Source organism: Streptomyces mutabilis (assembly GCF_014649815.1).
In the GTDB taxonomy this organism is placed as follows: Bacteria; Actinomycetota; Actinomycetes; order Streptomycetales; family Streptomycetaceae; genus Streptomyces; species Streptomyces mutabilis.
The window spans coordinates 1-638 of record NZ_BMTT01000184.1; the positions used below are offsets into that span (position 1 = coordinate 1).

The window sequence follows — 638 nt, forward strand, 5'->3', positions numbered from 1 at the left end:
GGACGCGGTGCGGTTGCTGCGTGAGGCGGCGGCCGGTGAACGGCCGCTGATGGTGCGCTCGGGTGCCGTCCCCCGGGACTTCGTCCGCAACTCCGCCATGGCGGAGGCCGTACAGCACTTGGTCGAGCGCGCTGCCGGCGACCCGCAGGACACCGGGCGCTACCAGGAGCGGCTCCAGGCTTTGGCGGAGCTGTACTGCCAGGGTTACGAGCCGCGGTTCGAGGGGTTGTTCGAGCGGACGCCGGCCCAGGTGACCCTGCCCGGCTACCCCTTCGAGGCCAGGCACTGCTGGATCGGCGGCCACCGCAGCCGGACGCGGCAGGTAGCGGTCGCCGCACAGCCGGAGGAGACGCCCGAGCCGGTGATGGTGTCCGCACCCGAGCCGGTCGCGGCCCCCTCGCCGGCGAAGGCCGCCGTCCCGACGGCCGATCCCTCGAGCCCGTCGGACTCCCGCGGCGTCAGTCTGCGCCCGGTGACGGAGGTCGCTGCGGAGATGGACGGCTCCGCCGGTCCCGAGGGCCGGCCGCTGCCCCGGATCACGCTGGAGCCGCTCGCGAAGCCTCAGGAGTCGGCCCCGGCTTCCCAGCCGGTCCCGGTGCCTGAGCCGGCGCCTGGTGCCGAGGCGCCGGTGCCGGTGC

At 75.4% G+C, this 638-nt stretch carries 1 pseudogene; it reads left to right on the top strand.

Annotated elements, in window-relative coordinates:
- A pseudogene (locus tag IE142_RS35300) lies at positions 1–638 on the top strand (hypothetical protein); the annotation flags it as partial.